Genomic DNA, 24,081 nt, shown 5'->3' with positions numbered 1-24,081 from the left:
GGGCTTCCGGCAGACACTCGTGTGCGTACTGGCATCTGAGAATATGCGCGATCACTGGACCGTGGGGTCCCTTTCCGGCCAACTCGCCGTGCTCGGGTCGGCGTGGTCAGGGTTGTGGAAGCACGAGGTTGCGAGCTGGGTTGCGCGCCGGGCTCCGCGCGCCGGACGAGGCGCCACGGCAGCGTCGATGACCTGCGGTTTCGCCGATGGTCGGGCCGACTATCTGACGTTTATCGAACGTCAATCGGCGCGGTGCAGAGTGGTCTCAGCGCCGGGGAAGCGTTGAGGGCGTTCCCGCAGCCGGGGGGCTGCGGGAACGCCGACGCGCGGAACGGGGGAGGTTCTCCGCGGGGGGAGCGGAGACCTCACGGCGCGGGGGGAGGGAAGGGCTCGGTGTGCTGCTGGGAGATGAGGTCCGCCACGGGGGAGGCCTCGGGCACACCGAGCCGTGTGAAGATCGCGTGGGCCTCCTGGAGGCACGCGAGTCCGCGGGCCGGCTGGGCGAGCGCCAACAGCGCCTCGCCTAGCGCGGCGTTCGCCAGGCCCTGGCAGTAGGCGGAGTCCAGCTCCTGGGCGATCGCCAGGGACTCGCCGGCGGCCTCGGCGGCCTCGGCGGGCTGCCCGGCGGCGAGCAGGGCGGTGGCGAGGCGGGCCAGGGTGTAGCCCTCCCAGAGAGGGTTCTGGTGGGACTGGTAGAGGCGGTGTGCCTCGCGCAGGTGGGGGATGGCTTCGAGGCCGGAGAGCACCACGCCCAGCTGGTAGAGGGTCTGGGCGAGCAGCGGGCCGTTGTCGGACTGCCGTGCGGCGGCGACGCCCTCGCCGGCCGACCGGATCGCCGTCTCGGTCATGCCGAGCCGGTGTTGCACCCGGGCCATGTTGCCGACGATCCGGGCCTCGCTCTTGGGCTCGTCGACAGCCTGACTGGTGGCCCGGGCCTGCTCCAGGAATGGCAGGGCTTCGGCCGGACGGTTGCCCATGCTCAGCATCACGCCCAGCATGTTGGCCGTGGCCACGAGGAGGAGCGTCGGAACGTTCGGCGACTGGTGGACCAGGCTCCGACGGAAGGACTGCTCGGCTCCCTGGAAGTCACTGGTGACGGACTCCAATGTGCCGCGGGCGAAGTACACCCGGGCGAGCGCGGCCGCGTCGTCACGGCGCTGGGCGTCCTCGCTGATGGCCTCCAGGGTGCGGAGTGCTCGGGGGCCGCGGGTCGGGTCCGGGTCGATGCTGATCAGGTAGTTCAGCAGGTCGACGGCCGCGCGTTGCAGGGTGCCGGGGCCGCTCGCGGCGGCCTCGACGGTGCTGAGCAGCAGGCCGCCTTCGGTGCGGAGCCAGTCCTGGGCGGCCTGGCTCGTGGACAGCCCGAGCCCGGGCGAGGAGAGCACGGTCAGCCGCTCGATCACCGGTTCGTCCGGCTCGATGAGCTGGGCCGCGTTGTGCACGGTCGGGATCAACAGGCCCAACAGCCGCAGGATCGCCTCCTCCTGCTCCCCGGTGTCGCCGATCCGCTCGTTCTGCCGCTGGGCGTAGAGCCGGAGCAGGTCGTGGTAGCGGTAGCGACCGGGGGTGAAGCACTCCAGCATGTTCGCCTCGACCAGCGCCTCGGCGAGGTCCTCGGCGGTGAACTCGTCCACGCCGAGCAGCGCCGCGGCGGCCGCCAGCGGGATGTCGGGGGAGTCGATCAGGGCGAGCAGTCGAAAGGCGCGGGCCTCGGCGGCGGACAGCTGTCCGTAGCCGAGGCCGATGGTGGTCTCCACGGCGAGGTTGCCGAGCTGGAGTTCGTCCAGCCGCCGGCGCTGGTCCGCTAACCGGCGGGCCAGGTCGGAGACGCTCCAGCGCGGCCGGCTGGCCAGCCGGGCGGCGGCGATGCGGACGGCCAGCGGCAGGAAGCCGCAGGCGGTGACGACCTGCATGGTCGCCTCCGGCTCGGCAGCGACCCGCTGCTCACCGACGATGGCCGAGAACAGCGCCAGCGCCTCGTCCGGGGTCAGTTCCTCGACGTCGAACAGCTGGGCGCCGGGGATGCCGGCCAGCCGGGAGCGGCTGGTGGCGAGCACGGCACAGCCGGAGACGCCGGGGATGAGCGGTCGGATCTGGTCGGCGTCGCGCGCGTTGTCCAGCAGGATCAGCATCCGCCGGTTGGCGAGCAGCGAGCGGTAGAGGGCGGCGCGCTGCTCCAGCGACTCGGGGTTCTCGGCGACACCGAGCGCGTGCAGGAAGTCGCCGAGGACGGCCGCCGGGTCCGCGGGTGAGGCACCGGCCCCGCGCAGGTCCACGTACAGCTGCCCGTCCGGGAACTCGGCCCGGACCCGGTGGGCGACGTGCACCGCGAGGGTGGTCTTGCCGACGCCGCCGATGCCGGCCAGCGAGGTGACCACCACGGCCTGGCCGGTGGCGTTCATCAGGACTGCGGAGAGGTCGCCGACCAGCTCGGAGCGTCCGCTGAAGTCCGATACGTCGGCCGGGAGTTGGGCAGGTGCCGGAGGTGTGGCGGGGCCTTCTTCCTGAGGGGCGGAGGCGGGTACTGCCGGGACGGCGAGTGTCGGGTCCGCAGCGAGGATACGGGTGTGCATCGTGGACAGGCCGGCGCCCGGCTCGACCCCGAGTTCCTCGATGAGGATCTTGCGCGTGTCGGTGTAGACGCCGAGCGCCTCGGCCTGGCGCCCGCAGCGGTACAGCGCCAGCATCAGCAGTTCCCGCAGCCGCTCCCGCAGCGGGTTCTCGGCCGTCAGGCTGTTGAGCTCGCCGACGATCTCGGCGTGCAGGCCGATCTCCAGGGCGGCCGCGCACAGCTCCTCGGCGGCGGCCACCTGGCGCTCGGCGAGCCGCAGCCGCTGGGCGTCGGCGTAGGGCCCGGGGACGCCGGTGAGCGGACGGCCGTTGAACAGTTCCAGTGCCTGGGTCAGCAGCCGGTGCGCCTCGCGCTTGTCGCCGGCGGCCCGGGCGGTCGCGGCCGCTCCGGCAAGCCGCTCGAAGACCGTCAGGTCGAGGGCGTCGCCCGGGATGCGCAGGGCGTAGCCGTCGGCGACCGAGACCAGCAGCTCGGCGGGTCGGCGGACCTCCCGCCGGGGCTCGATGACGGAGCGCAGGCGCGAGACGTAGGTGCGGAGCGCGGCCACGGCCTGGGTCGGGGGCCGTTCGCCCCAGAGCGCGTCCACCAGGTCCTGGGTGGTCACCGGGCGGCCGGAGTGCAGGAGGAGCGCGGTCAGGACGGCCTGCTGCTGGGGGGATCCGAGGGAGAGGGGTTTCCCGTCGAGCCAGGCCTGGACCGGACCGAGGACTTGGAAGCGCAGCGCAGGGTTCTGCGGCGTCTCCAGAAACTCCATGAAGTCCCCCGATGGCCTGAAGTGTCGATTCCGTGAAAGGGCGCTCGGCGGTCCGCCGCGATGGTTCAGCTTAGGCGGACGCCCGACACTGCCGGACGGGGCCGCAAGCCGCACGATGTTTATCGGACATTTAATCAACCCTACGATACTGTCCGCGCGCCCGTGCCACGGAGGTCGGGCTGACGACAATTGATGACTGAAAGGCGGCCGCCCAATGGCCAACGACCAGAGCGAGACCCCGGAGCCGTCGGCGCCCGAGAACGAGGCGAAGACCGAGGCCCCGGCCGCCGCTGTGGAGGCGGGCAAGGCTGTCGAGGGCGCGGTGACCGCGGCCTCGGACCCCACCGAGTACACCGCGCCTACGGACGATCAGAAGGCGGACATCGAGGGCGAGCTCTTCGGTGACGACTCCGACCACCTGGTGGAGCCCACCACGCCGGCCACCGGCCAGCCCGGCAAGAAGTACGTGCCGGAGAACGCCGTCGGCGGCCACCCGTAAGCCGTTCCGCCGCCAGTGCCCTCGCCGCCCCCGCCCGGGCGCGGGGGCGCTCGCATCTCGACTGCCAAGTAGGCGATCTGACGATGTGTAGAATCGAACTCATGTTCGCCCTAGGGGTGGATCTGGCGAGTTGGAGGGGTTCTGCATGAGCAAGCTTCGTCGGGTTGCCGTGGTCGCCGTGTCGACCGCTGTGGTGACCGCCGGCTACATGGTGACCGCTGTCGGCGCCTTTGCGAACGCCGTCGGCGGCAACCCGTAAGCCGTACCGACAGCACCCCCGTGCCCCCGTCCGGGCGCGGGGGTGCTGTCGGTTATGCGTGCGCCAATTCGCATGTGGCTGCATCGCGGTGGCCGATTCCCGCCCCTGGTGCACGCATGGTGACCGGTGCCATCCGTAACGTGCTCGGCGTCGGGCGTCGGGCGTTCCGGAATTCCGGATTCATCCGGGGGGATTACTCGGGTCCGAAATGCTGTGATTGCGTGGGTTTTGCCGCAATTGGCGCTAAAGATCGTATTCGGCTGAATCGCGGGGCCCGGGAACGGGTGAGACCTGGTGCGGTTCGGCGGTCCATTCCCGGCCGCCGCCCTCGGGGCGCAGGTAGTGCTCGCCGCCGAGGGTGTCCATGTAGATGCCGGTGCGTCCGGTCCTCCGATCGAGGACGAGTTCACCCGTGTGTGGCCGGTAGGTCGAGGTGTCGCGCTGTCGGGTGCTCACCGCCTGCTCCTTTCGGCGTGTCCCAGCATCTCTAGAGAAGCTAATATCTCTAGAGATGTCAACGGTCCGTCGTATCTCCTTACCGGCGACCGGGGGCGCCCCTACGATTCGTCCCAGGCAGAGGGAGCGGCGATGACCGGCAGCAGTGGCGACAAGCAGCCCAAGTACCAGCGGATCGCCGAAGCCCTGAAGACGGCCATCGACGCCGGCCGGTACCGCGCGGGGGACCGCCTGCCCGGCGAGAACGACCTGATGGACGAGTACGGCGTGGCCCGGATGACCGCCCGCCAGGCGCTGGGCGTGCTCCAGAGCGAGGGCATCGCCGAGGCGCGCCGCGGTGCGGGGGTGTTCGTCCGGGACTTCCGGCCGCTGCGCCGGCGCGGCATCCAGCGGCTGGCGCAGGGGCAATGGGGGTCCGGCCGGTCGATATGGTCGGCGGACATCGACAACCGCAGCCTGGTGGTCGACCAGGTGTCCGTCACCGAGCAGGGCGCGCCCGAGCACGTGGCGCGGGTGCTCGGGGTCGACCCGGGGGCCCCGATGTGCGTACGGCACCGCCGCTTCGTGCTGGACGGCAAGCCGGTGCTGCTCTCGACCTCCTATCTGCCCGCCGTCCTGGTCGCGGGCACCGCCATCACCCGCGAGGACACCGGGCCGGGCGGCACCTACGCCCGGCTCGCCGAGATCGGCGCCAAGCCCGTGCACTTCCGCGAGGAGGTCCGCTCCCGGATGCCCAGCGCGGAGGAGTCCGCCCGCCTGAACCTGTCCGCCGGCACCCCGGTCATCCTGATCTGCCGTACCGCCTTCGCCGACGAGGGCCAGGTCGTCGAACTCAACGAGATGATCCTCGACGCCGCCTCGTACGTCCTGGAGTACGACTTCGACGCCTGAGCCCCGAACGGCCCGCGTCGGCGAACGCAACCGCCCCGGCCCCAGGGGCGGCCGGGGCGGTGAGGGGGCGTGCGGGGTCACTCCTTGGAGCGGATCCGCAGGCTGGTGATCAGCGGGCCCTCGGTGGTCTCGCGGAAGAAGTCGTTGCCCTTGTCGTCGACGACGATGAAGGCCGGGAAGTCCTCGACCTCGATGCGCCAGACCGCCTCCATGCCGAGCTCGGCGTACTCCAGCACCTCGACCTTCTTGATGCAGTCCTGGGCGAGGCGGGCGGCCGGGCCGCCGATCGAGCCGAGGTAGAAGCCGCCGTGCTGGGCGCAGGCGTCGGTGACCTGCTTGCTGCGGTTGCCCTTGGCGAGCATGACCATCGAGCCGCCGGCCGCCTGGAACTGGTCGACGTAGGAGTCCATCCGGCCGGCCGTGGTCGGGCCGAAGGAGCCGGAGGCGAAGCCCTCGGGGGTCTTGGCCGGGCCCGCGTAGTAGACCGGGTGGTCCTGGAGGTACTTGGGCATGCCCTCGCCGGCGTCCAGGCGCTCCTTGATCTTGGCGTGGGCGATGTCGCGGGCGACCACCAGGGTGCCGGTGAGCGAGAGCCGGGTCTTCACCGGGTACTTGGACAGCTCGGCGCGGATCGAGGACATCGGCTGGTTGAGGTCGACGCGCACCACGTCGTCGTCCAGGTGCTCGTCGGTGGTGTCCGGCAGGTACTTCGCCGGGTCGGTCTCCAGCTGCTCCAGGAACACGCCCTCGGCGGTGATCTTGCCGAGCGCCTGGCGGTCGGCGGAGCAGGAGACGGCCATCGCGACCGGCAGCGAGGCGCCGTGCCGCGGCAGGCGCACCACGCGCACGTCGTGGCAGAAGTACTTGCCGCCGAACTGGGCGCCGATGCCGATCTTCTGGGTCAGCTCGGTGACCTTGGCCTCCAGCTCCAGGTCCCGGAAGCCGTGGCCGGTCCTGGCGTTGCCCTCGGTCGGCAGGTTGTCGAGGTAGTGCGCCGAGGCGTACTTGGCGGTCTTCAGCGCGAACTCGGCGCTGGTGCCGCCGATCACGATGGCCAGGTGGTACGGCGGGCAGGCCGCGGTGCCCAGCGAGCGGATCTTCTGCTCCAGGAACGAGAGCATGCTCGCCTCGTTCAGGATGGCCTTGGTCTCCTGGTACAGGTACGACTTGTTGGCGGAGCCGCCGCCCTTGGCCATGAACAGGAACTTGTAGGCGTCGCCGTCGGTGGCGTACAGCTCGATCTGGGCCGGCAGGTTGTTGCCGGTGTTCTTCTCGTCCCACATGGTCACCGGGGCCATCTGGGAGTAGCGCAGGTTGAGCTTGGTGTACGCGTCGTACACGCCGCGGGCGATCGAGGCCTCGTCGCCGCCCTGGGTCAGCACGTTCTGGCCGCGCTTGCCCATGACGATCGCGGTGCCGGTGTCCTGGCACATCGGGAGGATGCCGCCGGCCGAGATGTTGACGTTCTTCAGCAGGTCGAGCGCGACGAAGCGGTCGTTGGGGCTGGCCTCCGGGTCGTCCAGGATGCGGCGCAGCTGGGCGAGGTGGGCGGGGCGCAGGTAGTGCGAGATGTCGTGCATCGCCTCGGCCGTCAGCAGCCGCAGGGCCTCGGGCTCGACCTGGAGGAAGGTGCGGCCGCCGGCTTCGACGGTGGAGACACCCTCGGAGGTGAGCTTGCGGTACGGGGTCGGGTCAGCGCCCAGGGGGAGCAGGTCGCTGTACTCGAAGTCTGGCGTGGGAGCCATGGGGGCGGTCCTTAGCTATCCAGTTGGTCCGGCTGCGTCGGCGAAGCACCATCCAGGGTAGGTCCCGGCGGGAGCCGCCCTGCGGACAGGTCGGCCTTGCGTGACCGGGCTCACTCGCGCAGGAGTGCGAACGACTAGGCTGACCCCGTGGACAACTCGCCGTCGCACGACGATTCGGGGCAGCCGCCGGTGTCGGCGCCCGTACCGCTGACCAAAACCGAACCCCAGCCCGAACTCAAGCCCGAGGCCAGGCCGCAGGCCGCGCCGCGGCCGCACGCGCCGGTCGCCGAGGCGGAGCTGCGGGTCTCCGACGCCGACCGCGAGAAGGTCGCCGAACTGCTGCGGGACGCCTACGCCGAAGGCCGTCTGGACGCGGACGAGCACGCGGACCGGATCGAGGCCGCCTACGCCGCGAAGACCGTCGGCGACCTCGCGCCGCTGACCAGGGACCTGCCGGCCCGCCCGCTGTCCTTCGAGAAGCCGCCGCTGGACGCCCCGCGGGCCGCCCGGCTGCCGCAGCCGCCCGCGCGCCAGGAGTCCCCGACGGTGGTGGCCGTCTTCGGCGGCGCCGCCCGCAAGGGCCGCTGGCGGGTGGGCTCGCACCTGAGCGCCTTCGCCGCGTTCGGCGGGGTGGAGATCGACCTGACCGACGCCGTGTTCGAGTCCCCCGAGGTGGAGATCACCGTGACGGCGATCTTCGGCGGGGTCCAGGTCCGGGTGCCGGAGAACGTGACCCTGCAGGGCTCCGGCGTCGGCATCTTCGGCGGCTTCGACGTCCGGGAGGCGACCGCCGCGGACCCGTACGCTCCGGTTGTCCGGGTCAAGGGCCTTGCGCTGTTCGGCGGTTGCGAGGCCAGGCCGCGCCGCGGCAAGAAGCTGAAGGAGTGGGTGCGCCGCCAACTGGGCACCGACTGACCGCCGTTGACCTGCGCAGCGCCCGGCCGGGAATCAACTCCCGGTCGGGCGCTCGGCGTTGCGACGGGTGCGCTGTGTAGTCGATTGCGTGCAGTGTGCATGAATCGCGGCCGGGCGGGGTAGTTCCTTCCGCACATCGCTTCTTGTACGGCTGCGCACCGGAGGCGGCCGAGCGGCCGCGCCGGGGTTGGACAGCGGGGGCTCGCAGCCGGCAGGGGAGCGAGGGTTCCCCGTGTCCGAGAGCCTCGTCAGGAGTACGGCCGTGCTGCATCCGATCGAGTCCCGCACCACCTCGCCAGTCGCCGCCGCGCAGGTCCTGGAGCGCCGCCCCGGCGTCCGGCCGCAGCCGCAGCCCCCGGGCGGCCCGACGGGTGCCCCCGCCGGGGAGGACAACCCCTGGCACACCGGTGCGGCGTGCCGGCGGGACGAGGTGGGGCTGTTCTTCGCGCCCTCCAAGGAGCCGACGGCGGCCCGGCTGTCGCGCGAGGAGCAGGCCAAGCAGGTGTGCGCCCGCTGTCCGGTGCTGCTGGAGTGCCGTGAGCACGCGCTGGCCCAGCCGGAGCCGTACGGCGTCTGGGGCGGGCTGACGGCCGCCGAGCGGCGGGTGGTGCTGGCCCGGCGGCGCCGTCGGGACGCGGAGCTGCGCGAGGCGGCGCGGGCGACGGCGGCCGCGCGGCGCCGGATAGCCGGGTGACGCCGGGTCGGAGAGCGGGCGCACGCGCCGCGGCCCCGGCGGAGGGGGATTCCGCCGGGGCCGCGAACTGCGTTCTGCCGTGCCTCGATCCGCGCGCCTGACCCGGCGCGCGGGTCTCAGTTGGCGCGGTCGAAGTCGATCGCGCTGTACGCCCGCAGCTTCGAGAGCTTGTGGGTGGAGTTGATCTCGCGGATGGTGCCGCTCTTGGAGCGCATCACCAGGGAGCTGGTGGTGGCGGTCTCCGAGCGGTAGTGCACGCCGCGCAGCAGCTCGCCGTCGGTGATGCCGGTGGCGACGAAGAACACGTTCTCGCCGCTGACCAGGTCGTCGGTGGTGAGCACCCGGTCCAGGTCGTGGCCGGCGTCCAGGGCCTTCTGCCGTTCGGCGTCGTCCTTGGGCCACAGCCGGCCCTGGATCACGCCGCCCATGCACTTCATCGCGCAGGCCGCGATGATGCCCTCCGGGGTGCCGCCGATGCCCATCAGCAGGTCGACGCCGGTGCCCTCGCGGGCGGCCATGATGGCGCCGGCCACGTCGCCGTCCGAGATGAACTTGATCCGGGCGCCCGCTTCGCGGATCTCCCGGACCAGGCCGTCGTGGCGGGGGCGGTCGAGGACGACGACGGTGACGTCCTCGACGGCGCTGCCCTTGGCCTTGGCGACCCGGCGGATGTTGACCGCGGCCGGGGCGGTGATGTCGACGAACTCGGCCGCCTCCGGGCCGGCCACCAGCTTGTCCATGTAGAACACGGCGCTGGGGTCGAACATGGTGCCGCGGTCGGCGACGGCCAGCACCGCGACGGCGCTGTTCATGCCCTTGGCGGTCAGCGTGGTGCCGTCCACCGGGTCGACCGCGACGTCGCACTCGGCGCCGGTGCCGTCGCCGACCCGCTCGCCGTTGTAGAGCATCGGGGCTTCGTCCTTCTCGCCCTCTCCGATGACGACGACGCCGTTCATCGAGACGGTCGAGACGAGGGTGCGCATCGCCTTCACGGCGGCGCCGTCCGCGCCGTTCTTGTCACCGCGGCCGACCCACCGGCCGGCGGCCATCGCCGCCGCCTCGGTGACCCGGACGAGTTCGAGCGCGAGGTTCCGGTCGGGAGCCTCCGGCGCGACCTCCAGGGCACTGGGAAGGTGGTGCGGGTACTGCGTGGACATCGTCGTTACCTCTCTGTACGCGACGACCAGTGAGCGCCCGACTACTGCCTGGTCGGAACGCCGTGGTGAGGGTATTGCGATCGTATCTGCCCACGAGATGACTGTCTGTGGCGCGGGTCGCTGCTCTGTGCCGGAAGGTGTCGTTTCGTCCGGTTTCACCCCTTCGTGGACACCCCTGGTGGCTGTCGCGGGATGTGGATGAGTCACCATGTGGGGGTGGCAGCAGACAGCAAGGGCATGAGGGGTCGGCAGACCGTACGGGACATGGTCCTGTCGATGCTGGCCGTCGGTATCGTCGTCTGGATCGGGTACGTCTTCCTTCCGCACGGCGACGGCGGCGACCCGGTGCGCACGGTCGGGTACCAGGTGGAGGCCGCCTCCGCCAAGCGCGCCGCACCGTACCCGCTGCTCGCCCCGGAGGGGCTGCCCGCGAAGTGGCGGGCCACCTCGGTCGGCTACCGGCCGGCCGACACCAACAACGGCAAGGGCAACGCCTGGCACCTGGGCTTCGTGACCCCCTCCGGCCAGTACGCGGCGATCGAGCAGAGCGACGTGCCGCGCGACGCGCTGCTGGCCGAGTACGTGAAGGGCGCCAAGCCGGAGGGCACCTCCGAGGTGGCCGGCCGCGCCTGGGAGCGGGTGCAGGGCGAGAAGGACCGCGCGCTGACCGCGCAGACCGGCTCGGGGACCACCCTCCTCACCGGCACCGCCTCGTACGAGGAGCTGGCCGAGCTGGCGCAGGCGCTCAAGTAGCTCCCGCGCTTCCCGCGCACGCCTCCCGAGCGCGCTTTCCGCGCATACCGAAGGGCCCCGCACCGGACGAACCGGTGCGGGGCCCTTGCGCGCGGGGCGGATCAGACGGTGGTGACGACCTCGTCGTAGGCCAGGCGCGGCGAACGCGGGAACCAGGCGTCCTCGCCCGGCTTGCCGATGTTGACCACGGCCAGCACCGAGTGGTCGCCCTCGCCGAAGAACTCCTTGTTGATGCCCTCGGCGTTGTAGCCGGTCATCGGGCCGGCGGCCAGGCCGGCGGCGCGCACGCCGATGATGAAGTAGGCGGCCTGGAGGGCGCCGTTCAGCGCGGCGGACTGCTCACGGACGGCGCGCTCCGAGAAGAAGACGTCCTTGGCCTGCGGGAAGTGCGGGAACTGGGTCGGCAGCTCCTCGTGGAACTCGTTGTCCGCGGCCAGGATGGCGACCAGCGGGGCGGCGGCGGTCTTGGCCTTGTTGCCGTCCGCCAGGTGCTGGACGAGGCGCTCGCGGCCCTCGGCCGAGCGGACCAGGACGACGCGCAGCGGCTGCTGGTTGAAGGCGGTCGGGCCGAACTTGACCAGCTCGTAGATGGCCTTGATCTGCTCCTCGGAGACCGGCTCGTCGGTGAAGGTGTTCGCGGTGCGGGCCTCGCGGAAGAGCAGGTCCTGGGCGGCGGCGTCGAGTACCAGAGCGTCGGTGGTCATGCTTCTGCACCTCATGCGGAAAGGGGGGTTCGTCGGTGTGAGCGGCCGAGGCCGTTCACTTCCACCAACATAGGTGAAGATTCAACGATTCCCCAAGCCGCTGTGACCCGGCTCACATTCCGCCGCCCTCGCCGCCCTCCTCGGCGGCCAGCGCGGCGTCCAGCCGGGCCCGGGCGCCGTCCAGCCAGCGCTGGCACACCTTCGCCAGCTGCTCGCCGCGCTCCCACAGCGCCAGCGACTCCTCCAGGGACGTCCCGCCGTTCTCCAGCTGCCGGACCACGTCCAGCAGCGCGTCCCTGGCGTGCTCGTAGCCCAGCGCGTCGTCCGGGTTCGGCGCCGCCGCCGCGTCCTGCTGTTCCTGCTGCTCTGCCATGCGTGCCAGCGTAGGGGCTTTCGCCGACAGAACGGGGCCCGCGGGTCCGCGGGCCCACCGGCCGGTCCGGCCGAACCCCGGGGCGCCCGGTGGAAATCCTGGTGCGCCCGGCCGGCCACCGGCGCTAGCCTCCGCCGCATGATCGACGTACGACCCGCCGTCCCGGCCGACGCGGCCGAGCTCGTCCGGCTGCGCAACCTGATGTTCGAGGCGATGCCGAGCATGGCCGCCCTGACCGGCCCCGGCCCCTGGCAGGCCACCGCCGAGCGGATGCTGCGCGAGCGCCTGGCCGTCCCGGCCGAGGAGCTGACCATGCCGGCCTTCGTGGTCGACGACCCGCAGCGGCCCGGCCGGCTCGCCGCCTGCGCCGTCGGCACCCTGGAGCGGCGGCTGCCGTCGCCCGGCAACCCGGAGGGCCTGTTCGGCTTCGTCTTCAACATCTGCACCGACCCGGGCCACCGGCTGCGCGGTTACGCCAGGGCCTGCACCGAGTCGCTGCTGGACTGGTTCGACGGCCGTCGGACCGGCCGGATCGACCTGCACGCCAGCAGCGGCGGCGAGGCGCTCTACCGCAGCCTCGGCTTCGGCGAGCACTCCGTCGCGCTGTCCCGGCAGCGGTCCTACTGAGCCCGGGGCACCGACCCGGAGCTACTGAGCCGGAGCGTCCCCGGCCTCGGCGGCCGCCACGGTGACGTCGAAGCCGCCGCCCGCCACCCGGGCGTGCAGCCCCTCGCCGGCCGCGACCTGCGCCGGGTCGGTCACCACCGTGCCGTCCGAGCGCTGGAGCACCGCGTAGCCGCGCTCCAGGGTGGCCGCCGGGGAGAGCGCCACCACCCGGGCCAGGGTGTGCCCGAGGTCGCTCTGGGCGTGGTCCAGCCGGTGCCGCAGGGTGCGCCGGGCCCGCTCCAGCAGGCCGTCCACCTCCTGGCCGCGCCCGTCCAGCATCCGGTGCGGGGCGGCCAGCGCCGGGCGGCTGCGCAGCCCGTCCAGTCCGTGCTGCTCGCGCTCGACCCGGGACAGCACGTGCCGGCGGGCGCGGTCGCGCAGCTGGCGGACCTTGGCCAGCTCCTCGCCGACGTCCGGGACCACCCGTTTGGCGGCATCGGTCGGGGTGGAGGCGCGCAGATCGGCGACGAAGTCCAGCAGCGGCTGGTCCGGCTCGTGCCCGATCGCGCTCACCACCGGCGTACGGGCGGCCGCGACCAGCCGCACCAGGGACTCGTCCGAGAACGGCAGCAGGTCCTCCACGCTGCCGCCGCCGCGGGCCACGACGATCACGTCCACCTCGGGGTGCTCGTCCAGCTCCCGCACGGCCGCGCTCACCCGCTCCACCGCGCTGACTCCCTGCACCGGGACGTTGCGCACCTCGAAGCGGACGGCCGGCCAGCGCCGCCGGGCGTTCTCCAGGACGTCCCGCTCGGCCGCCGAGCCGCGCCCGGTGACCAGCCCGACGCACTGGGGCAGGAACGGCAGCGGCTTCTTGCGCTCGGCCGCGAACAGGCCCTCCCCGGCGAGCCGCCGCTTCAGCTGCTCCAGCCGGGCCAGCAGCTCGCCCAGGCCCACCGGCCGGATCTCCGAGGCGCGCATCGACAGCTGCCCGCGCGCCGCGTACCACTCCGGCTTGGCGTGCACGACGACCCGCGCGCCCTCCTGCACCACGTCCGCGACCTGGTCGAACACCGAGCGGAAGCAGGTCACCGTGAGGGACACGTCCGCCTGCGGGTCGCGCAGGGTCAGGAACACCACGCCCGCCCCGGGACGGCGGCTGAGCTGGGTGATCTGCCCCTCCACCCAGACCGCGCCGAGCCGGTCGATCCAGCCGCCGATCAGCGCGGAGACCTTGCCGACCGGGAGCGGCGCTTCGGGGGAGCTGGTGTTGGCCATGCGTACGAGGCTAGCGGCGGCCGCCGACAGGAGCCGCACCCTGGACGGCGAGCACCACCAGGCCGACCGCCAGCCAGACCGCCCCGACGATCTGCGCCGTCGTCGACGCCTCGTAGACCACCGCCCCGATCACCGCGATCCCGAGCACCGGGACGACCAGGTGCCGCAGCCGGTCCCGGGAGCCGTGCCGGACGGTGTACCAGCCGACCACCGAGGCGTGCAGCAGCGCGAAGGCGGTCAGCGCGCCCACGTTCACCACCGAGGTCAGCTGGTCCAGCCCGTCGTCCCGGTTCGCCGCCCAGACCGCCGCCGCCAGGGTGATCACCGCGGCCACCAGCAGCGCCCGGCGCGGCACCGCGCTGGCCCGGTCGACCGAGCCGAGGAAGCGCGGCAGCCGTCCGGCCCGCCCCATCGCGAACACCAGCCGTCCGGCCGCCGCCTGCCCGGCCAGCGCCGCGAAGGCCGCGCCGATCGCCTTGCTGGCCGCCACCAGCAGGTGCAGCCAGTGCCCGACGCCGCTCTCCACGGTGTCGTAGAAGGCCGAACCCTGCGCCTTCGGGTCGGCGGCCAGCTGCGCCGGGCCCATCGGCTCCAGCACCGCCGCCAGGTAGGTCTGGACGACGAACAGCACACCGGCCAGCGCCAGGCACCAGAGCACCGCCCGGGCCACCGCCGCCGAGGCGCCGACCGCCTCCTCCACGAAGGTGGCGATGGCGTCGAAGCCCAGGTAGGAGAGCACCGCGACGGACACCGCCGAGATCACCGCGGTCAGCGAGAAGTCGCCCACGGCGGTGAACGGGGTGTCCCAGCCGCGCCGGGCGCCGTCCTGGGCCAGCGCCACCACGGCCGCCGCCACGAACACCGCCAGCACCGCGATCTCCATCGCCAGCACCGCGAAGCCGACCGCCGCCGCCGTCCGCACCCCGATCAGGTTGAGGGCGGTGGTCACCACCACCGCGAGCGCCGTCCACACCCAGCGCGAGACGTCCGGCACCAGCGAGTTCAGCGCGATCCCGGAGAACAGGTAGGCCACCGCGGGGATCAGCAGGTAGTCGAGCATCGCCATCCACCCGGCGACGAAGCCCGGCCCCTCGCCCAGCCCGGCCCGCGCGTAGGCGAACACCGAGCCGGTCTGCGGCACCGCGCGCACCATCTGGGCGTACGAGAGGGCGGTGAAGCCCATCGCCACCGTCGCGGCCAGGTACACCGTGGCGACGGCGCCGTGGCTCTTGGCGTCCAGCACGCCGAACACCCCGACCGGGGCCATCGGTGCGATGAACAGCAGCCCGTAGACCATCAGATCGCGGACGCCCAGGGTGCGGCGCAGGCCGCTCGGCGTCGCCTGCTCGCTCACAGAGCTCATAGACACCGTATTTTGAGCGGTGATGACCGAGTCTGCATGGAATGCGCCAGTTGTCGGCGCGGCTTTTGATCAGCCTCGATCGGGTAGCGGAAGGGCAGACACCGCTTGCCACCGCCCGTACGATGGGGCCATGTCCAAGACCGCGCAGCGCCGTGTCCTGCTCGCCGCCCCCCGGGGCTACTGCGCGGGAGTCGACCGCGCCGTGATCGCCGTGGAGAAGGCCCTGGAGCAGTACGGGGCGCCCATCTACGTCCGCAAGCAGATCGTCCACAACAAGTACGTGGTGCAGACCCTGGAGAAGAAGGGCGCGATCTTCGTCGACGAGACGGAGGAGGTGCCCGAGGGCTCGATCGTCGTCTTCTCCGCGCACGGCGTCGCCCCGTCCGTCCACGACGAGGCGCGGGCCGGCAAGCTCGCCACCGTCGACGCCACCTGCCCGCTGGTCACCAAGGTGCACAAGGAGGCCGTGCGGTTCGCCGACGAGGGCTTCGACATCCTGCTGGTGGGCCACGAGGGCCACGAGGAGGTCATCGGCACCATGGGCGAGGCTCCGGACCGGATCCACCTGGTGGACGGTGCCGAGGACGTCGCGAACGTCCAGGTGCGGGACGAGTCCAAAATCGTCTGGCTGTCCCAGACCACCCTGTCGGTGGACGAGACCATGGCCACCGTCGGCGAGCTGAAGAAGCGCTTCCCCGGACTGGTCAGCCCGCCCAGCGACGACATCTGCTACGCCACCCAGAACCGCCAGGTCGCGGTCAAGAAGATGGCGGCGGAGACCGACCTGCTGATCGTGGTCGGCTCCAAGAACTCCTCCAACTCCGTCCGCCTGGTCGAGGTCGGCCTGGAGTACGGCGCCAAGGCCGCCCACCTGGTGGACTTCGCCGAGGAGATCCAGGAGGAGTGGCTGGACGGTGTCACCACCGTCGGCCTGACCAGCGGTGCCTCGGTGCCGGAGATCCTGGTCGAGGGCGTGCTGGAGCTCCTGGCCGCGCGCGGCTTCGACACGGTCGAGACGGTCAAGACCGCCGAGGAGCACCTGACCTTCTCGCTGCCCAAGGAGCTGCGCCGCGACCTGCGCGCCGAGGCCGCGGGCAAGCTCTGAGGCCGGTCGCGGAGGACCCGGTGCCCGGTGCGGGCGCCGGGTCCTCCGCCGTTTCCGCTGTCGGGCGTCTCCGTTGCTGTGCGGTGCCGCCCGGGCTCTCGTAGCTTTGTGCACAGGCTGTGGACAATCCACGGGCCGGGGACGAGCGGGTCCGCGGCCGACGGCGGAGGGCGGACGTGATGACGGCGGTATTCGGCGTGGACATCGGCGGCTCGGGCATCAAGGGCGCGCCCGTCGACCCCGCCCGGGGCGTGCTCACCCAGGAGCGGTTCAAGGTGCTCACCCCGCAGCCGTCCGACCCCCGGGCGGTGGTCGCCGCCGTCTGCGAGGTGGTCCGCACCTTCGACCACCGGGGCCCGGTCGGGCTGACCTTCCCCGGAGTGGTGGTCGACGGGCACACCAGGACGGCGGCCAATGTGGACAAGGGCTGGGTCGGCCTGGACGCGGCGGGCCTGTTCAGCGAGGCGCTGGGGATGCCCGCGACCGTCCTGAACGACGCGGACGCGGCCGGGCTGGCCGAGCTGGCGCACGGCGCCGGGCGGGGCGAGTCGGGCGTGGTCCTGGTGCTCACCTTCGGCACCGGCATCGGCAGCGCGCTGTTCGTGGACGGCGTGCTGGTGCCCAACACCGAGCTGGGCCACCTGGAGCTGCGCGGCAAGGACGCCGAGCGCCGGGCCTCCTCGGCCGCCAAGGAACGGCACGGGCTGGACTGGGAGCGGTGGGCCGTCCGGGTCGACGAGTACCTGGACCTGGTGGAGAAGCTGTTCTCGCCGCAGCTGGTCGTGATCGGCGGCGGGGTGAGCCGCAAGCACGAGAGGTTCCTGCCGCTGCTGAGGGCCCGCGAGGCGCGGGTGGTGCCGGCGGAGCTGCGCAACGACGCCGGCATCGTCGGAGCCGCCATGGCGGCGGCCCGAGCCGGGGGCTGAGGGGCTTTCCCGGTGAGGGGCCCTCAGTGGGCGCGGTCTCAGCGCGCCCGGTGGAACCGGCGCTGGGCGACGAACCGGGCGAGCACGATCAGCGCCGCAAGTCCGGTGCCGGTGAACAGCCAGTCGGCCCGCAGCGCCAGCCCGGTCGCCAGCGAGACCACCTGGGCGGTGACGCCCGAGGAGTGCACCGGTTCGAGCAGCAGCAGCGCGAGGGCGAAGGCGATCGGCCCGCTGATCGGCGCGGCCAGCAGGTCGACGTAGCGCACCCGGACGGCCAGCTGGAAGCAGACCACCAGGTAGCCGAAGCCGAACAGCCAGCCCAGGCCGTCGAACAGCAGCCGGTCCACGCCCGCCATCGCGAGCGTCGCCAGCACGGCGAGCACGCCGGTGCCGATGGCCGTCAGCCGGGTCGGTCGGCCGGTGCGCCCGCGTCCGTGCCCGCCCAGCGGCAGGCGCAGCCGCAGCCGCGGGCTCGCCGCGGGGGGACGCGGCCGGGCGGAGGTGACGGACTTGGCGGGGGCTCCGACGGTCTCGGGGGCCCGGCCTGGACCGGGGACGGCGGCTGCGGCCGCGCCGGTCGGCGGACGGCGTCTAGGCCCTGGCGGCTGGGTACGGATGCTCTGCTCCACCCGCCCAACGTACGGTCCGATCATCGCCACACTGTGTAATGCACCGTTACGGCCTTGCCCCGTGTCTCCGGACGGAGTACTGATGTGATGGTCATTCAGGTGTGCTGACCTGCGCGGCCGTCGTGGTACGCCATGATCGTCCCGCCGGTTCGCGGTCCATAGACGGGGGAGCAACATGACCGATTTCACGTTCGATCGGCTGGATCACGTCCAGATCGACATCCCGGCCGGCGCCGAGGACGAGTGCCGCGCGTTCTGGTCCGGCGTGCTCGGCATGACCGAGCTGGCGAAGCCGCCGGCGCTGGCCGCCCGCGGCGGCTGCTGGTTCCGAGGCGGTGGGGTCGAGGTGCACCTGGGCGTCACCCCGGACTTCCGGCCGTCCCGCAAGGGACACCCGGGCATCCTGGTCCACTCGCTGGACGCGCTGGCCGATCACCTCACCGCGCACGGCCACCCGGTGATGTGGGACGACAACCTGCCCGGCCACCGGCGCTTCTACGCCGACGACAAGCTGGGCAACCGGCTGGAGTTCCTGGAGCCCCGAACGGCGGCGACCGAGGCGTGAGGCGGAGCGGGGGCTGCCCGTAGACTTGGGGGTCGGCCCGTACGGTGCCGACCCAGACTCCTCCAAGCCCACGGGACTGCGCTTCATGTCGCTCACGATCGGAATCGTCGGCCTGCCGAACGTCGGCAAGTCGACCCTGTTCAACGCCCTGACCAAGAACGACGTGCTGGCGGCCAACTACCCGTTCGCCACCATCGAGCCGAACGTCGGCGTCGTCGGCGTCCCGGACGAGCGGCTGACCAAGCTCGCCGAGATCTTCGGCTCCCAGCGCATCCTCCCGGCCACCGTCGACTTCGTCGACATCGCCGGCATCGTGCGCGGCGCCAGCGAGGGCGAGGGCCTGGGCAACAAGTTCCTCGCCAACATCCGCGAGTCGGACGCGATCTGCCAGGTCGTGCGCGCCTTCACCGACCCGGACGTGGTGCACGTGGACGGCAAGGTGTCGCCCAAGGACGACATCGACACCATCCACACCGAGCTGATCCTGGCCGACCTCCAGACCATCGAGAAGGTCCTGCCGCGGCTCCAGAAGGAGGCGCGCCTCAAGAAGGACACCGCCCCCGTCCTGGCCGCCGCCGAGGCCGCCCAGGCGATCCTGGAGACCGGCAAGACCCTCTTCGAGGCCGGCTTCGACACCACCCCGATCCGCGAGCTGCACCTGCTGACCGCCAAGCCCTTCCTCTACGTCTTCAACGTGGACGAGGCCGAGCTGGCCGACGAGGACTTCAAGAACGTCCAGCGCGCGCTGGTCGCCCCGGCCGAGGCCATCTTCCTGAACGCCAAGATCGAGTCCGAGCTGATCGAGCTGGACGACGCCGAGGCCCTGGAGCTCCTCCAGTCCATGGGCCAGGAGGAGCCCGGCCTCGCCACCCTCGCCCGGGTCGGCTTCGACACCCTCGGCCTCCAGACCTACCTGACGGCCGGCCCCAAGGAAGCCCGCGCCTGGACCATCAAGAAGGGCGCCACCGCCCCCGAGGCCGCCGGAGTCATCCACACCGACTTCCAGAAGGGCTTCATCAAGGCCGAGGTGATCTCCTTCGCCGACCTGGTCGAGACCGGCTCCATCGCCGACGCCCGCTCCAAGGGCAAGGCCCGCATCGAGGGCAAGGACTACATCATGCAGGACGGCGACGTCGTGGAGTTCCGCTTCAACGTGTGATCCTCTGATTGCTTTGAGCCGGATTGATCTGTCAAGTGTGCGGGTCAAGCGGGGCTCGCCTCCCTTGAGGCGGGCCCCGTTCTTCATTCCGTGCTGACTTGGTGCTGACTTTTCAGTCTGCCCCACCCCCCTCTGGTGGTACGTTATGTGGTACCGGTTGTGGAGGGAGTTCAGTCGATGTCGATCACTGCCAGCGAGGCGCGCAAGGCTCTCTTTCCGTTGATCAAGAAGGTCAATGACGACCATGAGGCCATCGAGATCGTCTCCAAGCATGGGAATGCCGTACTCGTATCGGCCGAGGACTACGCCGCCCTGCGTGAAGGCTCCTACCTGTTGCGCTCGCCTGCGAACGCCCGCCGCTTGCTCAAGGCGTACGAGAATGCCCTTGGTGGCATAGGGCTCTCCGAGCGGGAGCTCATCGACCCTGATGCGGCGGGTGTCGAGAAGGGCGCCGCGTGAGGCTCGTCTTCGAAGAGGCCGGCTGGGAGGACTACACGTCCTGGCTCAAGAGCGATCGGAAGATGCTCGCCCGGATCAACAAGCTCATCGAGGACGTCTTGCGTGACCCGTTCACCGGGATCGGTAAGCCCGAGCCGCTGAAGTACCACTTGCCCGGGGCCTGGTCGCGGAGGATCGATGACGAGCACCGCCTCGTCTATCTGGTCACGGACCGGGAGATCGTCATCCTGGCAGCCCGCTATCACTACTGATTGCCGGTCGGGGGTTGCGTCACCGTGCTGGTTCTGTGCTGACCTCGTTCGTCGAGGGGAGCGTTTCCGCAGGTCGTAGCCGTGTGATGGCAATTCCGCTTCAACGTCTGACGCTTGCCCGCGCCGGTAAAGGGGCCGGATCCCGCATACGGGGTCCGGCCCCTTCGGGGTGGTGCCGGGTCGATGCCGCTCGAAGCAGTGCGTCAGGCGGTACCACCCGCCGAAGGGGGTGCGGGGCGGTCGAGCAGGTGGGCGTTGACCGCCTTGGCCTCCGCGGCCAGTTCCGGCAGCTCCACCACCTCGATGCCGGCGGCCGTCAGCAGTGCGGTGCCCTGGCAGTCGGTGACGAACAGGTCCGGCTCGCGCCAGGCGACCACGACCCGGGGCACGCCCGCCGCGACGAGCAGCCGGGCGCACGGGGTGGGGCGCGAGGCGCGCTGTCCGCAGGGTTCCAGCGAGCTGTAGACGGTCGCGCCGCGCAGTCGGGGGTCGTCGGCAGGGAGCTTGGCCAGGGCCGCCTCCTCGGCGTGGTCGTGCGGGTCGGACTCCCGGCTGTAGCCCTCCGCCAGGACCGTCCCGTCGGCGCCGACGATCACCGCGCCGACCGAGAAGGCCGTCTCGGACGGCGGGCAGCGGCGGGAGAGTTCGACGGCCCGGCGCAGGTGGGCGAGGTCGGCGGCGGGCTGGGTCACGGCGCGGGCTCCTTCGGGGCGTACCTGAGCAGGACGACGTCACCCACGGTACGGGCCTCCAGCAGTCGCATCCGCCGGTTCGGGCCGCCCGGGAAGGCGGCCGGGCGGAGGAACCGGGGGGCCTCGGTCTGGCCCACCAGCAGTGGGGCGACGGCCAGTTGGAGTTCGTCGGCCAGCCCCTGGGCGAGGAACTGGGTGTGCACGCCCCCGCCGCCTTCGACCATCAGTCGGCGCACTCCGCGGGCACCCAGGTCGTCCAGCACCGCGCCGAGGTCCACCGTGTCGCCGAGCGCGACCACCTCGGCCAGTCCGTCCAGCCGCCGGCGCAGCACCGCGGCGCCGGCGTCGGTGCCGTAGACGAGCTTGGCGCCGCCGGTGTGCCAGAACCGCAGGTCGGGGTCGAGCGCGCCGCTCGCGCTGAGCGTCACCTTCAGCGGGTGCTCGGGCCGGCCGGTCGCCAGTCGGGCGGCCCGGCGGGCGGGGTCGTTGACCAGCAGCCGGGGGTTGTCCACCCGCAGCGTGTTGCCGCCGACCAGGATCGCGTCGGCGGCCGCGCGCTCCTCGTCGACCCGGTCGAAGTCGGCGGCGTTGGAGAGCAGCAGCCGCTCGGGGGAGGCGTCGTCGAGGTGGCCGTCGAGCGAGACGGCGGCGCTCAGCAGGACGAAGGGGCGCGGGCCGGGCATGGGCGGGGACCGTTCTGTCGGGGGCGCCTCCACGGTACGGCGGCTGGGCGGGGGTGCGGGCCCGGATCGGCCGGCCGTCTGGAATGTGAGACGGTTCTTCTCGGGATGCGGAACGCTGGAGTAGCGTCGTGGAGTGTCGAAGCCGACCACGTCCAGGGGGACTTGATGACCGGACCGCAGCCCGCCGCCGTCTACACCCACGGCCACCAGGAGGCCGTACTGCGCTCGCACCGCTCCCGTACCGCCGCCGACTCGGCCGGCTACCTGCTGCCCGAACTGCGGCCCGGACAAGCCCTGTTGGACGTCGGCTGCGGGCCCGGCACGATCACCGCGGACCTGGCCGAGCTGGTCGGCCCCGAGGGGCGGGTGGTGGCGGTGGACGCCTCCGCCGAGGTGCTGGAGCAGGCCGCCGGGTACGTCGCCGCGCGGGGCCTGTCCAATGTCGTCTTCGAGCGCGCCGACGTGCACCGACTGCCGTACCGGGACGGCGAGTTCGACGTGGTGCACGCCCACCAGACGCTCCAGCACGTGGCCGACCCGGTGGGCGCGCTGCGCGAGCTGCGGCGGGTGACGGCGCCGGGCGGCGTGGTCGCGGCCCGGGACGTCGACTACGCCTCGATGACCTGGTTCCCGGAGGTGCCCGCGCTGGACCGGTGGCTGGAGCTGTACCGGCGCACCGCCCGCGCCAACGGCGGCGAGCCGGACGCCGGCCGGCGGCTGCTGTCCTGGGCCCGCGCGGCCGGCTTCACCGAGGTCACCGCGAGCGCCACCACCTGGACGTACGCGACGCCCGAGCGGCGCGCCTGGTGGGGCGGGATGTGGGCGGACCGGGTGACGGGCACCGCGCTGGGCCGTACGGCGGTCGAGCGGGGCTTCGCGGACCCGGACGAGCTGGACCGGATCGCGGACGGCTGGCGGGAGTGGAGCGCCGCCGGGGACGGCTGGTTCTCGATGCTGCACGGCGAGGTGCTGGCCCGCCGCTGAGCGTGCGGACGAGGGTTCGGGCGTACGGGCAGGCGTTCGGAAAGATCGGGTAAAGTCGCGCGACCGTTCAGATCGGGCCCGTTCGGGTCCGAGCCATGGCGCCGAGGCCGAGCCGATGCCCGTCCCGGCGGGTTGGGGGAGTCCACGTGTCCACGCCTGAGTCCGAGCTGCCCGCCTCGGCGCCGGAAGCGTCGACGGCCGGTCAGGACCCCCGGGTGGACTTCCGCAAGGACGCCGTCGAGCCCGAGCCCGTCGAGCCCGAGCCCGTCGAGCCCGAGCCCGTCGAGCAACCGGAGCCCGCCGACCCCTGGGCCGCCCCCGACGTCACCGCCGGCCCGTTCGCCGCGACGCCCCCGCCCGCCGCCGCGCCCCCGCCGCCCGTCCCGCCGTCGGCCGCCCCGCCCCAGCCGCCGCACCCGCTGCCGGCCGGCGGCTGGGCCTCCGTCACCACCCCCGCCGCCCAGCCCGGCTTCCACCCCGCCAACCCCTACGCCCCGGCCCCGGGCCAGGCCCCGCTGCCGCCCTTCGCCGCCCCCGGCCCCGCCCCCACCAACGGCCTCGCCGTCGGATCCCTGGTCACCGGCCTGCTCCTGGTGGCCCCGGTGGCCCTGGTGCTCGGCATCGTCGCGCTGACCCAGATCAACCGCCGCAAGCAGCGCGGCTCCGGCATGGCGGTGGCCGGCGTCGCGCTGGGCGCGGCCGGCACGCTGCTGCTGGCCGTGCTGCTCGGCGCCGCCGACTTCAGCCCGGCGCGGGCGAGCGGCTTCGGGCGGCCGATGAAGGCGCCGGCCGGCTCCGTGGCCTGGTCCGACCTCAGGGCCGGCGACTGCTACGACTCCCCCCACAGCGAATCGGCGGCGGGCAAGGACAGCTCCCTCGCGTCGACCTGGGTGCAGCGACGGGCCTGCACCGAGCCGCACCACGGCGAGGTGGCGGGCACCGCCGACCTCCCGAACGCCGACGGCTCGTACCCGGGCGAGAGCGCGGCCGGCGAGGCGTCCGTCCGGCTGTGCCGCAAGGTGCTGGGCGACTACGCGCTCGACCTGTGGGACGTCCCGGACGGCATGGAGGAGGTCTACCTCTACCCGTCGGCGGAGAACTGGGCGGACGGCGACCGGTACGTCACCTGCGCCCTGGAGGACGGCACCGACCGGCACCGGGGAACGGTCCGCACCGACCGGAGCCGGCTGACCGCGCCCCAGCTGGCCTACCTGGAGGCCGCCCGGAGCTTCAACGACGTGTACCGGGACCAGCCGGAGGGCGAGGTCTCCGAGGCCGAGGCCGACTACCGGATGTGGGCCCGCCGGATGGCCGCGGCCTCCCGGGCCGAGGCGGCGGCGCTGGGCGCGCCGTCGGTGCCCTGGCCGGCCGACGTGCAGCCGAAGGTCGCCAAGCTGGCCGAGGCCAAGTCCGAGTCGGCCGCCGCCTGGGACGCCGCGGCCTCCGGCGGCGACGTGGAGGGCGACCTCCGCCGCGCCGGGGCGCTGAAGGCCAAGACGGGGCCGATGGTCCTGGAGGTCCGCCGCGGGCTGGGCCTGTCCACCGGCGAGCAGGCCCCCGACCTGCGGGTCTGAGCGACCGTACGGCGGGCCCGGGGTCTGCCGGATAC

Annotated in this window: 23 protein-coding genes and 1 pseudogene; 14 read left to right on the top strand and 10 right to left on the bottom strand. The window is 72.5% G+C overall.

The annotated features are described in order from the left end of the window. Positions 1-365: 365 nt before the first annotated feature. Positions 366-3,326, bottom strand: a complete 2,961-nt coding sequence (locus tag QWJ13_RS21990; protein ID WP_316526526.1) for an AfsR/SARP family transcriptional regulator — start codon at positions 3,324-3,326, stop codon at positions 366-368. 214 nt (positions 3,327-3,540) lie between these two features. Here QWJ13_RS21990 and QWJ13_RS21985 point away from each other — a divergent pair, with 214 nt between their 5' ends. Next, complete coding sequence (locus tag QWJ13_RS21985; protein ID WP_316526525.1) at positions 3,541-3,825, top strand: hypothetical protein; 285 nt, start codon at positions 3,541-3,543, stop codon at positions 3,823-3,825. 502 nt (positions 3,826-4,327) lie between these two features. On the opposite strand, the gene QWJ13_RS21980 is transcribed toward QWJ13_RS21985, so the two are convergent. Then, a complete protein-coding gene (locus QWJ13_RS21980; RefSeq protein WP_316526524.1) occupies positions 4,328-4,540 on the bottom strand; it encodes a hypothetical protein in 213 nt (70 codons plus the stop codon). A 132-nt stretch (positions 4,541-4,672) separates the two neighbouring features. Here QWJ13_RS21980 and QWJ13_RS21975 point away from each other — a divergent pair, with 132 nt between their 5' ends. Further along, a complete protein-coding gene (locus QWJ13_RS21975; RefSeq protein WP_316526523.1) occupies positions 4,673-5,431 on the top strand; it encodes a GntR family transcriptional regulator in 759 nt (252 codons plus the stop codon). A 77-nt stretch (positions 5,432-5,508) separates the two neighbouring features. Here the strand turns inward: QWJ13_RS21975 and QWJ13_RS21970 are convergent, their stop codons facing one another. After that, positions 5,509-7,176 (bottom strand): fumarate hydratase, encoded by a 1,668-nt coding sequence (locus tag QWJ13_RS21970; RefSeq protein ID WP_316526522.1) that lies wholly within the window; start codon positions 7,174-7,176, stop codon positions 5,509-5,511. 147 nt (positions 7,177-7,323) lie between these two features. Here QWJ13_RS21970 and QWJ13_RS21965 point away from each other — a divergent pair, with 147 nt between their 5' ends. Further along, entirely contained in the window at positions 7,324-8,091 is a 768-nt protein-coding gene (locus QWJ13_RS21965) for a DUF1707 SHOCT-like domain-containing protein (RefSeq protein ID WP_432277572.1), read from the top strand. A 262-nt stretch (positions 8,092-8,353) separates the two neighbouring features. Continuing rightward, on the top strand, positions 8,354-8,785 hold the full coding sequence (locus QWJ13_RS21960) for a WhiB family transcriptional regulator (protein WP_316526521.1): 432 nt from the start codon (positions 8,354-8,356) through the stop codon (positions 8,783-8,785). A gap of 116 nt (positions 8,786-8,901) precedes the next feature. Here QWJ13_RS21960 and glpX read toward each other — a convergent pair whose 3' ends face one another. Further along, positions 8,902-9,942, bottom strand: coding sequence for a class II fructose-bisphosphatase (glpX, locus tag QWJ13_RS21955; RefSeq protein WP_316526520.1), 1,041 nt, complete (start codon positions 9,940-9,942; stop codon positions 8,902-8,904). A 216-nt stretch (positions 9,943-10,158) separates the two neighbouring features. Here glpX and QWJ13_RS21950 point away from each other — a divergent pair, with 216 nt between their 5' ends. Further along, positions 10,159-10,695, top strand: a complete 537-nt coding sequence (locus tag QWJ13_RS21950; RefSeq protein WP_316526519.1) for a DUF4245 domain-containing protein — start codon at positions 10,159-10,161, stop codon at positions 10,693-10,695. A gap of 101 nt (positions 10,696-10,796) precedes the next feature. Here QWJ13_RS21950 and QWJ13_RS21945 read toward each other — a convergent pair whose 3' ends face one another. Then, entirely contained in the window at positions 10,797-11,399 is a 603-nt protein-coding gene (locus tag QWJ13_RS21945) for a malonic semialdehyde reductase (protein WP_316526518.1), read from the bottom strand. Positions 11,400-11,511: 112 nt separating this feature from the next. Then, positions 11,512-11,772 (bottom strand): exodeoxyribonuclease VII small subunit, encoded by a 261-nt coding sequence (locus QWJ13_RS21940; RefSeq protein ID WP_316526517.1) that lies wholly within the window; start codon positions 11,770-11,772, stop codon positions 11,512-11,514. A gap of 138 nt (positions 11,773-11,910) precedes the next feature. Between QWJ13_RS21940 and QWJ13_RS21935 the strand changes: the two genes are divergently transcribed. Next, positions 11,911-12,399: a GNAT family N-acetyltransferase gene (locus QWJ13_RS21935; protein WP_316526516.1), complete on the top strand. Its 489-nt coding sequence runs from the start codon at positions 11,911-11,913 to the stop codon at positions 12,397-12,399. A gap of 21 nt (positions 12,400-12,420) precedes the next feature. On the opposite strand, the gene xseA is transcribed toward QWJ13_RS21935, so the two are convergent. Together xseA and QWJ13_RS21925 are read right to left on the bottom strand one after the other, a co-directional pair. Beyond that, on the bottom strand, positions 12,421-13,656 hold the full coding sequence (xseA, locus tag QWJ13_RS21930; protein ID WP_316526514.1) for an exodeoxyribonuclease VII large subunit: 1,236 nt from the start codon (positions 13,654-13,656) through the stop codon (positions 12,421-12,423). Between the two features lie 10 nt (positions 13,657-13,666). Beyond that, positions 13,667-15,019, bottom strand: a complete 1,353-nt coding sequence (locus tag QWJ13_RS21925; RefSeq protein WP_316526513.1) for an APC family permease — start codon at positions 15,017-15,019, stop codon at positions 13,667-13,669. Positions 15,020-15,149: 130 nt separating this feature from the next. Between QWJ13_RS21925 and QWJ13_RS21920 the strand changes: the two genes are divergently transcribed. Together QWJ13_RS21920 and ppgK are read left to right on the top strand one after the other, a co-directional pair. Continuing rightward, positions 15,150-16,124 (top strand): 4-hydroxy-3-methylbut-2-enyl diphosphate reductase, encoded by a 975-nt coding sequence (locus QWJ13_RS21920; RefSeq protein WP_316526512.1) that lies wholly within the window; start codon positions 15,150-15,152, stop codon positions 16,122-16,124. Positions 16,125-16,303: 179 nt separating this feature from the next. Next, positions 16,304-17,050 (top strand): polyphosphate--glucose phosphotransferase, encoded by a 747-nt coding sequence (gene ppgK / locus QWJ13_RS21915; protein WP_316526511.1) that lies wholly within the window; start codon positions 16,304-16,306, stop codon positions 17,048-17,050. Positions 17,051-17,088: 38 nt separating this feature from the next. Here the strand turns inward: ppgK and QWJ13_RS21910 are convergent, their stop codons facing one another. After that, a complete protein-coding gene (locus tag QWJ13_RS21910; protein ID WP_316526510.1) occupies positions 17,089-17,703 on the bottom strand; it encodes a DUF6542 domain-containing protein in 615 nt (204 codons plus the stop codon). Between the two features lie 151 nt (positions 17,704-17,854). On the opposite strand from QWJ13_RS21910, the gene QWJ13_RS21905 reads away from it, so the two are divergent. From QWJ13_RS21905 to QWJ13_RS21890, 4 genes are all read left to right on the top strand, one after another. Continuing rightward, positions 17,855-18,244: a VOC family protein gene (locus QWJ13_RS21905; protein ID WP_316526509.1), complete on the top strand. Its 390-nt coding sequence runs from the start codon at positions 17,855-17,857 to the stop codon at positions 18,242-18,244. An 85-nt stretch (positions 18,245-18,329) separates the two neighbouring features. Then, on the top strand, positions 18,330-19,403 hold the full coding sequence (ychF, locus tag QWJ13_RS21900) for a redox-regulated ATPase YchF (RefSeq protein ID WP_316526508.1): 1,074 nt from the start codon (positions 18,330-18,332) through the stop codon (positions 19,401-19,403). Positions 19,404-19,580: 177 nt separating this feature from the next. Beyond that, complete coding sequence (locus QWJ13_RS21895) at positions 19,581-19,862, top strand: type II toxin-antitoxin system Phd/YefM family antitoxin (protein ID WP_316526507.1); 282 nt, start codon at positions 19,581-19,583, stop codon at positions 19,860-19,862. Then, complete coding sequence (locus QWJ13_RS21890) at positions 19,859-20,113, top strand: Txe/YoeB family addiction module toxin (protein WP_316526506.1); 255 nt, start codon at positions 19,859-19,861, stop codon at positions 20,111-20,113. The genes QWJ13_RS21895 and QWJ13_RS21890 overlap by 4 nt, the downstream gene beginning before the upstream one ends. A 203-nt stretch (positions 20,114-20,316) precedes the next feature. On the opposite strand, the pseudogene QWJ13_RS21885 reads toward QWJ13_RS21890, so the two are convergent. Further along, a pseudogene (locus QWJ13_RS21885) lies at positions 20,317-21,488 on the bottom strand (dihydrofolate reductase family protein). 165 nt (positions 21,489-21,653) lie between these two features. Here QWJ13_RS21885 and QWJ13_RS21880 point away from each other — a divergent pair. Then, the gene (locus tag QWJ13_RS21880) at positions 21,654-22,472 is read left to right on the top strand and encodes a methyltransferase domain-containing protein (RefSeq protein ID WP_316526505.1); all 819 of its coding nucleotides are present in this window, start codon (positions 21,654-21,656) and stop codon (positions 22,470-22,472) included. Between the two features lie 146 nt (positions 22,473-22,618). Beyond that, the gene (locus QWJ13_RS21875) at positions 22,619-24,046 is read left to right on the top strand and encodes a DUF4190 domain-containing protein (RefSeq protein ID WP_316526504.1); all 1,428 of its coding nucleotides are present in this window, start codon (positions 22,619-22,621) and stop codon (positions 24,044-24,046) included. The last annotated feature ends 35 nt before the right edge of the window (positions 24,047-24,081 follow it).

This window comes from Kitasatospora brasiliensis, from assembly GCF_032654805.1.
Lineage (GTDB): Bacteria > Actinomycetota > Actinomycetes > Streptomycetales > Streptomycetaceae > Kitasatospora > Kitasatospora brasiliensis.
Note: the sequence above shows the minus strand (reverse complement) of the source record. Positions and strands in the feature narration are given on the sequence as shown.